The following is an 11,793-nucleotide window of genomic DNA, read 5'->3' on the forward strand; positions in this document are numbered from 1 at the left end:
CACGCTCTCAAAGGAACGGGATGGTACTTGTGACTGAACTGTCCACGAAGACAAATTCGACCACTCAGGCGCCCGCTCCCCTGTGGCGGCGGCTGCTGCCGCCCGTGCTCGCCGCTGGCCTCGTCGGGGTGCTCGGCGCGGCGCTGCTGAGTCCGGCGCGCAACACCCCGGACGGCGGGCCCTTGATCAATAAACCCGCCCCCGCCTTCACCCTGGAGAGCCTGGACGGCACCCAGGTCAGCCTCGCCTCCCTGAAGGGCCGCCCGGTCGTCCTGAACTTCTGGGCGTCGTGGTGTGGGCCGTGCCGGGAGGAGGCGCCCCTTTTCCGGGAACTCAGCGGGCGGCAGTCGGCGGGGCAGGGGCTGGCGGTCGTCGGGGTGCTGTTCCAGGAGACGAACGAGGGGAACGCGCGGGACTTCATCCGGGAGTACGCCCTGGCCTACCCCTCCCTGCGCGACCCCGGCATCAAGACGGGCATCAACTACGGCGTGTCGGGCATCCCCGAGACGTTCTTCATCGACCGTGAAGGCGTGATCCGCGACAAGGCGTCGGGGGGGCTCACCCACGAGCGGCTGAACGCTGGGCTGGCGAAGATCGGGGTGGAGGGGCTGTGACGCGGTCAGTGGTCAGTGGTCAGTGGTCAGTGGTGCGGGGGCTTCTCGCCCTCGTCCTGGGTCTGCTGCTGTCCGTCTCGCTCGCCCTGACGCCGGATCAGGAGGCGCGGGCGCGTTACGTCGGGTCGAACCTGCGCTGCCCGATCTGCACCGGGGTGCCGATCACGGAGAGCACGAACGACATCAGCCGCGAGATGCTGCGCGACGTGCGCGAGCAGGTGGCGGCGGGGCGCAGCGACCGGGAGATTTACGGCTACTTCGCGGCGCGGTACGGGAACTTCGTGCTCCTCGACCCGCCCAAGGAGGGGAGCAACCTCTTGCTGTGGGGCGCTCCCCTGCTCGCGCTGGCGGGAGGTGGCGCGGTGCTGTGGGGCTTTCTGCGGAAGCGGAACGCCGCCGTGTCTGCCCCGGAAGCAGTGACCGAGGAGCCCTTCGACCCCTTCCTCGCCCAGGTGCGGCGCGAGACCCGGCGCGACGACCAGGCGGGAGGTGGGGCGTGATCTTCGGGCTCACCCTCTTCGTCCTCGTCGTCCTGGCGGCGCTGTGGCTCGTCGTGCAGCCGCTGCGGGGCAGTGTGCCCGCCGACCCGGACGCCCCGGAGCGTGCCCGGCTGACCGCCGAGCGTGACCGGCTGTACGCGGAACTGTCGAACCTGCCCGACGAGGCGCGGCGCCCCGACTTTGAGCGCCGCGCGGCGCTGACCCTGCGCTCCCTCGACGCCCTGCCGCCCGCCCCGCCCCCCCGGGAACGGGGCGGACGGACCCGCACGCTCGCGCTGACGGGACTCGCCCTGGCCGCGCTCGTGACCGCTGCCGGGGCGGTGACCCTCGTGCCGCGCTGGCAGCTCGCCTCCCTCGGGGCGGGCGAGGCGCAGGACGTGCGCGACGTGCTCGCGCTGCCGGGGCTGCGCAGGAAGGCGGAGGCGACCGGGGACAAGGGCGCGTACCTCGCCTGGGGCCGGGCCGCCTTCGACTCGGCGCGGTACGCGCAGGCGGTGATCGCCTACGGCAACGCCCTGAAGCTCGACCCCCGGCAGCCCGAGGCCCTGCGGCGGCTGGGCATCCTGCTCCTCACCCGGCCCGACGCGCAGGGGCAGGGGGCGCAACAACCCTCGCCCGAGGAGGCGCGGCAGGCCTTCCGCCTGATTCAGGCGGCGGCGGGGCTCGCCCCCAACGAGCCCGAGTCGCAACTCCTCCTGGGCTTCGCGCTCGCCCGCTTCGGGCAGGACCAGGGCGCGCTGACGGCGCTCGAACGCTACCGGACCCTCGACCCCAGGGGGCGCGACGCCGACGAGCTGATCACCGCCATCCGCGCCCGGCAGAACGAAACCGACCCCGGGCTGGGGGTCTACGCGGCCAACTGCGCGAGCTGCCACGGCCCGAACGGTCAGGGCGGCCTGGGCCCCAACCTGCGGGCTTCCACCCTGTCGCGCGAGGCGTTGCGGGGCGTGATCGTGAACGGCAAGGGCGCCATGCCCGCCTACCCGAACCTGAAGCCCGACGAGCTGAACGCCCTGCTCGACGTGCTGGAGCGGTGGCAGAAAGAAGGCCAGTGAAGCCCGGCCCCAAAAAACTCACCCGGCGCGACCTGCTCGAACGCTGGTGGCTGGTGCCGGTGGCGGGCACGCTGGGTGCGTTCGGGTACATGGGCTGGTACGCCTCACGGGTGACCTTCGGGAAGGAGCGGGTGGGCGAGCCGGACTTTCAGCCGGGGGAGGCGGTGCGCGTCGCCTCCCGCGCCCAACTGGAGGGCGAGTGGGCCCAGGTGAACTTCACCTACGCCGGGCACCCCTGCACCCTGCTGCGGGTGCCCGAGCCCGTGCCCGGCGGCCTGAGCGTGGACGGGACGCACTACGCGGCGTACTCCCGGGTCTGCACCCACCTGGGCTGCGCGGTGAACCTCGTGCGCGACCTGGAGGTTCTCGCCTTCGCGTACAACTACCGCCCACCCCTGGAGGATAGACACCCGCAACTGGGCTGCCCCTGCCACTACAGCGTGTTCGACCCGCTGAAGGCCGGGGAGGCCGTCTTCGGCAAGGCGAACGGCCCGCTGCCACGGGTGCGGCTGGAGGCGCGCGGCGGCGACCTGTACGCGACCGGCATCGAGCCCGCCCCGGCGCTGGGGGGTTAAACCGCCCGGCTATGCTGCGGGTATGGGCGTGACCCTGTATCCCGTCGACTCCAGCATGATGAGCCACGTCGGCTATGATGAGGCCACCCAGACCCTGACGATCCTGTTCCAGAGCGGCAAGCGGTACGAGGACAGCGGGGTGGAGAAGGCCGTCTTCGACGGTCTGCGGGGCGCCTCCTCGCCAGGGTCCTCTTTCAACGACCTCATCGCCGACTGTCATCCGTACCGTCAGATCAGGACGCGCGGGCGGCCATGACCGAACTAACCTTCACATCCGGGGATATAAGGGCCGCCTCCCGCGTGCTGACGGCAACCGCCGCCAACCTCGCCGCCCTGGGAAGGCCGCTCTGGCCGGTGCCCAGCCTGACCCCGGAGCGGCTGGAGAGGCACTACCCGGCCGAAAGCTGGCGGGTCGCGTGGCTGGGGGACAGGCCCGTGGGCGCCTTCGCCCTGATCCCCGAGGACCCGCTCTTCTGGCCGGAGGCGGCACCCGGGGAGGCCCGCTACCTGCACAAGCTCGGCGTCCACCCGGACGCGCAGGGCCGGAGGCTCGCCTCCCTTCTGCTGGAGGAAGCCCGGCGCGAGACGCGGGTCGCCGGGGCCCCCTTCCTGCGCCTCGACACCGCCGCTGGCCGCCCCAAACTTCGCGCCCTGTACGAGGCGGCGGGCTTCCGGGCAGTGGACGAGCAGCATGTCAGGGGCTTTCACGTCGTCCGGTACGAGTTGTCCGTCTGAGGACCGACGCCCACGCCCCGGTGGGCGACTATGCTGAGCGGCGTGTCAAGCCCACAACCCACCGCCCGAGCCGGGGAGGGAGCCGTATGACCCCCTCCCCCACCCCGCGCCCCCGCAGCGTGCTCTTCGCGCCGGGCAACCGCGCCGACCTGATCGCCAAGCTGCCCCGCAGCGGCCCGGACGCCGTCGTCCTCGACCTGGAGGACGCCGTGCCCAGTGGCCCGGAGGCGAAGGCGGCGGCCCGGACGGTCACGCGGGACGCGGCGCGCGACCTGATCGCCGCTCATCCCCACCTCGCGGTGTTCGTGCGGGTGAACGCGCCGCACTCGCCCTTCTTCGAGGACGACCTCGGCGTGCTCACCCCCGAGCTGGCGGGCGTCGTCCTGCCCAAGCTGGAATCGGCGGCGGACGTGCGGCTGGTGGCGGAGGCGCTGGCCGGGCGGGGCCTGAGCCTGCCCGTCATGGCGGGGCTGGAGACGGGCGCGGGGGTGTGGAACGCGCGGGAGATTCTGGTGCCGCCCGTCCGGTGGGCGTACTTCGGGGCGGAGGACTACGTGACCGACCTGGGGGGGCAGCGGACACCGGGCAATGTGCCCGTTCCCAACCTGGAAGTGCTGTACGCCCGCTCGCGGGTGGCCCTCGCCGCCCGGCTCGCGGGAGTCCCGGCCCTCGACATCGTGGTCACGCGGCTGGGGGACGAGGCCACCTTCCGTGAGGACGCCGCACAGGGCCGGGCGCTGGGCTACGCGGGGAAGCTGTGCATCCACCCGGCGCAGGTTCCCCTGGCGCACGAGTATTTCGGCCCCACCGACGCCGAGGCCGGGCGGGCCCGCCGCCTCCTGGCCGCCGCGCACGAGGCCGCGCAGTCGGGGCGCGGCGCCTTCTCCTTCGAGGGGCAGATGGTGGACGAGCCCATGCTCGCGCGGGCGCGGGCGATCCTGCACGCGCGGGGGGAGCAGACATGAACGACGACCTGAACCGCCCCCAGGGCCGCTACTTCGAGGAGCTTCTGGTCGGCACCGTGATCAGGCACCGGGTCACGCGGACGGTGACGGAGGCCGACAACGTCTTCTTCACCACCCTCACCATGAACCCGCAGCCGCTGCACCTCGACCACGAGTACGCCGCCGCCACCGAGTTCGGGCGCCCGCTGGTGAACAGCCTGCTCACCCTGAGCCTGCTCGTCGGCCTGAGCGTCCACGAGCTGACCCTGGGAACCCTGGTCGCCAACCTGGGGCTGAGTGACGTGGTGTTCCCGAAGCCCGTCTTCCACGGCGACACCCTGCGCGCGGAGTCGGAGGTGCTGGACGCCCGGGAGAGCCGTAGCCGCCCGGACGCCGGGATCGTGACCGTCGAGCACCGGGCGATCAACCAGCGGGGCGAGGTGGTGGCGCGGTGCAAACGGACGGCTCTGATGCAGCGCAGGCCCTGAGCCGATCCTTGCGCCTGCCCGGACTCTCCCCGGCCGAACTGGAACTCCGGGTCGTCGAGCTTCTTCCAGAGGGACCGGGGCAGGGGGACCTCGCCCTGGCGCTCCGGGTGACGGGCACGAACTTTCACTTCCGGGAGGACCACCTCTGGGTCGGGCGGGAGGCGGTCGCCGCGTTCCTGGCCGAGTTCGGGGCCCTGGCCCACGCCCGCTCGGGCCGCGCGAGCCTCCGGTTCATGAGCCCACACGTGCTGGAGTTCTTCGCGGTGGGCGGGACGGCCGACCTTGCCCTGCACGGGCGCTTCACGTCGTCCACCCGCGTCGGGGCGGTGACGTTGCCCACGACGGTCGACTTCCACATTTCACTGGGCGGGGAGTTCGTGGAGCGGGCGTGGGCGGAGTTCCGGCGACTCTTGGGCTCGACCTGAACCCCGTCGTCGTCCCCTCTCAGTCCGAGGCCGCCGCAGCCGTCAGCCCCGCCTGCTCGGCGATGACGCGCGGCCAGGCCAGCTTCCTCGCGCGCCACGCGAAGATGAGCACCTTGACGACCTCCTCCGCCACCCGCGCGAGGAGCACGCCCCACACCCCGAGGCCCAGCCCGAAGGCCAGTCCCCACGCCAGTGGCAGGCCGACCGCGAAGGCGCCCACCGCGTCGCCCAGCAATACCCCGCGCGTGTCGCTGCCGGAGACCCAAGGCTCAGTCGCGCCGTCCAGCCACAGGGCCAGCCACAGGGCCAGCCACAGGGGACGAGGCGACGGGCAGCGAAACCTGAAGGGAAGGCCAGCCCCTCCGCGCCGCCCAGGGTGTATCTCCTGGGTTATGCCTGAACCCCTGCGCGTCGCCATCGTGGGCACCGCCGCCCGCTCCGACTACCTGTACGGGCCCATCGTGCAGGCGCTGCCCGAGCACGTCACCCTCGTCGGCGTGTGGGGGCGGGGCGAGGAGTCGGCGCGGCGGTTGGGCGAAAGCCTGGGCGTGCCCCATTTCACCGACCTCGGCCGCCTGATCCGGGAGACGGGGGCGCAGGTCGGCATCGTCTCCGTCGCCTACGCGGCGAACGGGGAGGTGGGGCTGATGGCCGTGGAGCATGGTCTGCACGTCCTGCTGGAGACCCCTATCGCGCACGACCTGCGGGAGGCGGACGCGATCATCGGGGCGGCGAGGAGCCGGGGCCTCAAGGTCGAGGTGGCCGAGCAGTTCCACCGCCGCCCGCCCGAGCAGATCAAGCTGCGGCTGATCGAGTCCGGGGTGTTCGGGCGGGTCTACTCCTCCTTCAGCGACTTCGCGGGGCACGGCTACCACGGGGTCAGCGTGATGCGCAGTTACCTGGGCTTCGGCGCCCGGCCCGTGCGCGTGGTCGGGATGGTGCGGGACTACCGCCTTACTCCCCACTGGTCCTTCCTGGCGGACACGCGCGGCGAGCGCACGGAGACACAGGAACACGCCCTCGTCGAGTTCGAGGACGGGCGGCTGGGCGTCTTCCACTGGACGAGCGTGGGCTACGACTCGCCCCTGCGCTGGTGGCGGAGCAGCCGCTTCCTCGCCGAAAAGGGCATGGGCGTGACGGTGGGCATGGCCCACAGCCAGGACGAGCGCCTGACCCTCCTCACCCCCGACGGCGAGGCGCCGCAGTTCATCACGCTGGAGCGCCGCCTGGAACGCAACGACGGCGGCGCCCTGCGCTCCATCGTCGCCCACACCGGGGACCCAGGGCACCCCACCGTCGTCTGGGACAACCCCTTCGCCAGCGCCCGCAAGGGCCACAACCCCCAATGGCACGACGACGAGATCGCGGTGGCGAGCTGCCTGATGAGCCTGGTGGACGCGGTGCACACCGGGGGCGAGCCGACCTACGGCGGGGAGCAGGCGCGGCTCGACCAGGAGATCGTGCTGGCGATGCAGCAGTCGTCGCGGGAGGGCGGGCAGCCAGTGGAGTTGCCGCTGGAGCGGTGAGGGTTGAGCGACGGGTGCTCGCGGCCCCCCACCCCTCACGACCGATCAATCCGCCGGGTTGTACCAGTTGCGGTCCCAGCGGTGCCCGTACAGCCGCGCCACCTGCTCGGCGGGCAGGCCGCGCCCGTCGGCGAGGGCGGCGTTGCGCTCCACGTTGCGCACGCTCCGCATCCCCACGATGACCGTGCTGACGGCGGGGTGGCTCAGCACGAAGCGCAACGCCGTCTCGGGAAGCTGATTCGCCGTGATCCCCAGGTCCTCCTCGATGGCGCGCAGGTGAGACTGCAACTCGACCTTGCGGTCACCGCCGAAGTAGTTGTTGCGCCAGTCGTCCTCCGGGAAGGTGGTGCCGGGCGTGATCGTCCCCGTCAGGCCGCCCTCGTCGAGCGCGACGCGGACGATCACGCCCACCCCATTCGCCCGGCAGGCGTCGAGCAGGCGGTCCTGCGGCGACTGGTCGAAGACGTTGTAAATCACCTGCACGGTCTCGGCCACGCCCTCCTCGACGGCGCGGATGGCGTTTTCCGGCTGGTGGTCGTTGATGGAGATGCCGAAATGCTTGATCTTGCCGTCGCGCTTGAGCTGGGCCACCGCGTCCTGCCAGTCGCCCTGCCCCAGCCACGAGTCGTTCCAGACGTGGAACTGCTGCACGTCCACCCCGTCCATGCCGAGGTTCGACAGGCTGCGCTCGGTGCATTCGATCACGTAGTCGCCGGGAAACGCCTCGTCGGCGGTGGTCTGCGGGCGGGCGGGCCACTGGCGGTTTTTCGGGGGAATCTTGGTGGCGACGATCACGCCCTCCCGCTCGCGGGCGACCTGGCCCACCAGTTTCTCGCTGTGCCCCTCCCCGTAGGCGAGCGCCGTGTCGATGAAGTTGCCCCCCAGGTCGAGGTAACGGCGCAGGGCGCCCAGGCTCTCGTCGTCCTGCGCGCCGATCCACTGCACGCCGCTGATCCCCCACGCGCCGTACCCGATCTCCGTGACTTGCAGGCCCGTGCGGCCCAGCGAACGCTTGTGCATCGTCATACCGCGCACCCTACGCCGCCGAGAGCGTGGGCGGCGTGAAGCAAGGGTTCAGAAACGCCGGGCCTCCGTCTCCATGCTTCTCGCCGATGTCATTCCACTCCACGAGCAGGTTCAGCCTCCCGCCCGAGTCCCGGGTGTCCCGCCCGAACTCCTGATGGGAGGCTTCGATGACGTGGAACGACCCCTCGCACGACCGGTCTCGTTGCGCAGCGTCGCCAGCGCCTCCTCCTGCCGCCGGGGGACCTCCACCGCTCACTCGCGGACGCTCGTCAGGCTGCCAGGACCGTACCGCTCCGGTTGGACAAGGAGGAGCAGTTTCTTTTCAAACGATAATCAGAAGGCCGTCTTTTGTTGACACTCATCAGGTCCCAGGGCAGAATGCCCGGACGAGAGGCCTCCTATGACGACAGACTCCCCGGCTCCCCCCATCCCCGCCCGGTCCTGGGCCATCATCGACTCCACGCTGCGGGAGGGCGAGCAGTTCGCGCGCGGGAATTTTGGGCAGGGCGACAAGATCGAGATCGCGCGGGCGCTCGACGCCTTCGGGGCGGAATTTCTGGAGGTCACGACACCGATGGTGAGCGCGCGGACGGCCCAAGACATCCGCGTGCTGACCGGGCTGGGGCTGAGGTCGAAGATTCTGACGCACGTGCGCTGTCACATGGAGGACGTGCGGCGGGCGGTGGACCTCGGGGTGGACGGGCTTGACCTGCTCTTCGGCACGAGTTCCTTCCTGCGGGAATTCAGCCACGGCAAGAGCATCGGGCAGATCATCGACACGGCCTCGGAGGTCATCGGGTGGATCAAGACCAACCACCCGGACCTCCAGATTCGCTTCAGCGCGGAGGACACCTTCCGCTCCCAGGAGGCCGACCTGATGGCCGTGTACCGGGCCGTCTCCGATCTGGGGGTGCACCGGGTCGGGCTGGCGGATACGGTGGGGGTCGCCACGCCCCGGCAGGTGTACACGCTCGTGCGCGAGGTGCGCAAGGTCATCCACGCGGAGTGCGGCATCGAGTTTCACGGGCACAACGACACGGGCTGCGCGGTGTCGAACGCCTACGAGGCCATCGAGGCGGGGGCCACGCACATCGACACGACCATCCTGGGGATCGGCGAGCGCAACGGCATCACGCCGCTGGGGGGCTTCCTGGCACGGATGTTCACCTTCGACCCGCAGGGGCTGATCGACAAATACAACCTCGACCTGCTGCCCGAACTCGACCGCATGATCGCCCGGATGGTGGGGTTGCCGATCCCCTGGAACAACTACCTGACGGGCGAATTCGCCTACAACCACAAGGCGGGGATGCACCTCAAGGCGATCTACCTCAACCCCGGCGCGTACGAGGCCATCCCGCCCGGCGTCTTCGGCGTGGGCCGCCGCATCCAGGCCGCGAGCAAGGTGACGGGCAAGCACGCGATTCTCCACAAGGCGCGCGAACTGGGCCTGCACTACGGCGACGAGGCGCTGCGGCAGGTCACCGACCACATCAAGTCGCTGGCCGAGCATGGAGAACTGGACGACGCGCATCTGGAGCAGGTGCTCAGGGAGTGGGTGAGTGCTTAGGCTGGAAAACGATGACCCGGAAATTGACAGGGAACAGTCCCTCGCCCAACTCCATCACCTTCTCCCGTTGAAGCCTTCGAGCTTCCGTTCAGGGTTGATCAGCCGCTGCGAACGCCTTCCGGTCACCCCTCTGCGGGAGTTCGAGCCGGGTGATCTGAGAGTCATGCTCCATCAGACAGCCGAGTTCTGAAGCGGTTCACCCGACCTGCTTCTCAGCACCCAGGCCGTTACGGGTTGGGCGCTTCTGGAAGCCGAGCCGTCTGAACCTGTGCGGAGGGACATAGAGGACTTCAGGGCAAGGACGGCTCCCCCCTCCAGTGACGTGCTGAAATAGCCCGGAGATGACCTCGACCGAGATCTCCGCCCTTTACCGCGTCCTCTCCCCGCCCGGTTCCGAGGGGGGCAAAACGGTTGCCGTCTTCCCCACGACCTCCGGCGACCTCCAAACGCGGGCCGCCCAGTCCGGTGCCCCCCTCTCCGTCTTCATCGAGTCGGCGGACGTGTCGGGCGTGGCGCTGCGGGTCTTTACCCCGACCAGGGAGAAGGGCAGTTCGGACTCAGGGGCACTCGCGGCCCTCGCCTTCCTGCAATCCCAGGGGACTCTGCTCGATGTGGTGGACGTGACGATGGGCGGCGAGGTCTTTCCAGCGCAACTGTGCGGCGGCGAGTGGTTGCTGCGGCAGGGGGACGTGACGGTGCGGGAGGTGGAGGCGGACCTCTCCCCCTTCGGCGTGACCGGGAGAACCGCCTGGGTCGCCTCGGCGGGCCGCCCGAATCTGGTCGTGGAGGTCGCGGACATGGCGGCGCTCGAAGGCTTCATGCCGGACGTAAATGCCATCTCGGCCCTCAACCGGGCGACGGACACGACCGGCCTGGTGCTCTTCACGATGGGCGGGCCGAACCGGGCGGACGCGAGCTTCCGGGCGTTCGGGCCGCCGAGGGGCTTTCTGGAGGACGCGGCGAGCAGCAACATGTTCGCCTGCCTGGTCGGGGTGCTGGGGGTCCTGGGCCGCCTGCCCACGACGACGAACATGATCCGGGGGGCACAGCGGATGCCGGGGGCGCCCTCGCGGCTGACGGCGCAGTTCACGTCCGCCCCGGACGGCGCGGCGGACGTGTGGGTGGGCGGACGGGCGGAGCGGTCACCGCTTTGACGGCGCTGGCGGACCTGCGGCGCGACGGCTCGGGGTCGGCGGTCACGGCGGGCTTCGTGGCCGTGGTGGTCGGGGCGGCGAGCAGCATCGGCCTGCTGGTGGGGGCGGCGCGTGACTTCGGGCTGACCCACGGGCAGACGGTGAGCTGGGTGCTCGCCTGCTACCTGGCGATCAGCGTGACGGGCGCGGTGCTGACCTGGCGCCACCGCGCGCCCGTCAAGATGGCCTGGACGACGCCGGGGCTGGCCCTCGTCGCCTCGCTCGCCGCCGCCCGGGGCCTGAGCTACCCCGAGGTGCTCGGCGCCTATGTCCTGAGCGCCCTGATCATGACCGGGCTGGGGGTGACGGGCGCCTTCGAGAGCGTGACCCGCCGCATCCCGCCCGCGCTGGCGAACGCGCTGCTGGCGGGTGTGCTGCTGCCCTTCGTGCTGGGGGCCTTCCGGGCGCTTCCCGCCGCGCCCCTGCCGGTGGGGGGAATGATCGCCGTCTTCCTGCTGGGCCGGGTATGGTTCGCGCGCTGGGCGGTTCCGGCGGCGCTGCTGGCCGGGGCGGGGCTGTCGTTCGCCTCGGGGGCCGTGGGGCCGGTCACGGGGGGCGGCCTCGGCACGCTGGTCTGGACCACACCCGAGTTCAGCCTGCGCGGCGTCCTCACCCTCGCCCTGCCGATGACGGTCCTCACGCTCGCCTCCCAGCAATTGCCGGGGGTGGCGGTGCTGCGGGCGTGCGGCTTCGGACGGGTGCCGACCTCGCCCCTGATCACGTGGTCGGGGGTGGCGAGCGTGCTGTCGGCCCCCTTCGGAGCGCACACGACCAACCTCGCGGCGATCACGGCGGCCATTGCGGCGGGCGAGGAGGCGCACCCCGACCCGGGGCGGCGCTGGGTCGCGGGGCTGAGTGCCGCCTTCTTCTACCTGTTGCTGGGCGTGTTCGCGGGCTGGGTGGTGGGTGCGGTGGGGGCCGTCCCCGCCCCGGTGGTCGCGGCGCTCGCCGGGCTCGCCCTCGTCTCGACCACGCTGAGCAGCACGGCCGCCGCCCTGGGCACGGAGGGCGAGCGGGAGGCCGCCTTCCTCACCCTGGCCGTAACTGCCAGCGGCGTGAGTTTCCTGGGCGTGGGAAGCGCGGTGTGGGGCCTGGTGCTGGGGGGCGGGTTCTTGGGCCTGACGCGCTGGAAGGCGAGGTGA

General features: G+C 71.2%; 15 protein-coding genes. 13 read left to right on the forward strand and 2 right to left on the reverse strand.

The window, feature by feature from the left end:
• Positions 1-20: 20 nt before the first annotated feature.
• The 9 genes from DAETH_RS08505 to DAETH_RS08545 all read left to right on the forward strand — a co-directional run bounded on the left by DAETH_RS08505 (position 21) and on the right by DAETH_RS08545 (position 5,336).
• On the forward strand, positions 21-614 hold the full coding sequence (locus DAETH_RS08505; RefSeq protein WP_264774469.1) for a TlpA family protein disulfide reductase: 594 nt from the start codon (positions 21-23) through the stop codon (positions 612-614).
• On the forward strand, positions 611-1,114 hold the full coding sequence (locus DAETH_RS08510) for a cytochrome c-type biogenesis protein (RefSeq protein ID WP_319993708.1): 504 nt from the start codon (positions 611-613) through the stop codon (positions 1,112-1,114). The genes DAETH_RS08505 and DAETH_RS08510 overlap by 4 nt, the downstream gene beginning before the upstream one ends.
• Positions 1,111-2,169: a c-type cytochrome gene (locus tag DAETH_RS08515; RefSeq protein ID WP_264774470.1), complete on the forward strand. Its 1,059-nt coding sequence runs from the start codon at positions 1,111-1,113 to the stop codon at positions 2,167-2,169. Before DAETH_RS08510 ends, DAETH_RS08515 begins: the two co-directional genes overlap by 4 nt.
• Positions 2,166-2,744 (forward strand): Rieske 2Fe-2S domain-containing protein, encoded by a 579-nt coding sequence (locus DAETH_RS08520; RefSeq protein WP_264774471.1) that lies wholly within the window; start codon positions 2,166-2,168, stop codon positions 2,742-2,744. The genes DAETH_RS08515 and DAETH_RS08520 overlap by 4 nt, the downstream gene beginning before the upstream one ends.
• Positions 2,745-2,766: 22 nt before the next feature.
• Positions 2,767-3,000: a KTSC domain-containing protein gene (locus DAETH_RS08525; RefSeq protein ID WP_264774472.1), complete on the forward strand. Its 234-nt coding sequence runs from the start codon at positions 2,767-2,769 to the stop codon at positions 2,998-3,000.
• Positions 2,997-3,479 (forward strand): GNAT family N-acetyltransferase, encoded by a 483-nt coding sequence (locus tag DAETH_RS08530; protein WP_264774473.1) that lies wholly within the window; start codon positions 2,997-2,999, stop codon positions 3,477-3,479. Before DAETH_RS08525 ends, DAETH_RS08530 begins: the two co-directional genes overlap by 4 nt.
• 86 nt (positions 3,480-3,565) lie before the next feature.
• Positions 3,566-4,444 (forward strand): HpcH/HpaI aldolase/citrate lyase family protein, encoded by an 879-nt coding sequence (locus tag DAETH_RS08535; protein ID WP_264774474.1) that lies wholly within the window; start codon positions 3,566-3,568, stop codon positions 4,442-4,444.
• The gene (locus DAETH_RS08540; protein WP_264774475.1) at positions 4,441-4,911 is read left to right on the forward strand and encodes a MaoC family dehydratase; all 471 of its coding nucleotides are present in this window, start codon (positions 4,441-4,443) and stop codon (positions 4,909-4,911) included. Before DAETH_RS08535 ends, DAETH_RS08540 begins: the two co-directional genes overlap by 4 nt.
• Positions 4,912-4,919: 8 nt before the next feature.
• A complete protein-coding gene (locus tag DAETH_RS08545) occupies positions 4,920-5,336 on the forward strand; it encodes a hypothetical protein (RefSeq protein ID WP_264774476.1) in 417 nt (138 codons plus the stop codon).
• Positions 5,337-5,355: 19 nt separating this feature from the next.
• On the opposite strand, the gene DAETH_RS08550 is transcribed toward DAETH_RS08545, so the two are convergent.
• Entirely contained in the window at positions 5,356-5,571 is a 216-nt protein-coding gene (locus DAETH_RS08550; protein ID WP_264774477.1) for a hypothetical protein, read from the reverse strand.
• A 157-nt stretch (positions 5,572-5,728) separates the two neighbouring features.
• On the opposite strand from DAETH_RS08550, the gene DAETH_RS08555 reads away from it, so the two are divergent.
• Positions 5,729-6,862 carry a Gfo/Idh/MocA family protein gene (locus DAETH_RS08555; protein ID WP_264774478.1) on the forward strand — a complete coding sequence of 378 codons (1,134 nt, stop codon included), beginning with the start codon at positions 5,729-5,731 and terminating at the stop codon, positions 6,860-6,862.
• 45 nt (positions 6,863-6,907) lie between these two features.
• On the opposite strand, the gene DAETH_RS08560 is transcribed toward DAETH_RS08555, so the two are convergent.
• On the reverse strand, positions 6,908-7,882 hold the full coding sequence (locus tag DAETH_RS08560) for an aldo/keto reductase (protein ID WP_264777416.1): 975 nt from the start codon (positions 7,880-7,882) through the stop codon (positions 6,908-6,910).
• Between the two features lie 406 nt (positions 7,883-8,288).
• Between DAETH_RS08560 and lysS the strand changes: the two genes are divergently transcribed.
• The 3 genes from lysS (at position 8,289) to DAETH_RS08575 (ending at position 11,793) form a co-directional block, all read left to right on the forward strand.
• Positions 8,289-9,458: a homocitrate synthase gene (gene lysS / locus DAETH_RS08565; RefSeq protein WP_264774479.1), complete on the forward strand. Its 1,170-nt coding sequence runs from the start codon at positions 8,289-8,291 to the stop codon at positions 9,456-9,458.
• 341 nt (positions 9,459-9,799) lie between these two features.
• Positions 9,800-10,612, forward strand: coding sequence for a PhzF family phenazine biosynthesis protein (locus tag DAETH_RS08570; RefSeq protein ID WP_264774480.1), 813 nt, complete (start codon positions 9,800-9,802; stop codon positions 10,610-10,612).
• Positions 10,609-11,793, forward strand: coding sequence for a benzoate/H(+) symporter BenE family transporter (locus DAETH_RS08575; protein ID WP_264774481.1), 1,185 nt, complete (start codon positions 10,609-10,611; stop codon positions 11,791-11,793). Before DAETH_RS08570 ends, DAETH_RS08575 begins: the two co-directional genes overlap by 4 nt.

The organism is Deinococcus aetherius (assembly GCF_025997855.1).
GTDB lineage: Bacteria > Deinococcota > Deinococci > Deinococcales > Deinococcaceae > Deinococcus > Deinococcus aetherius.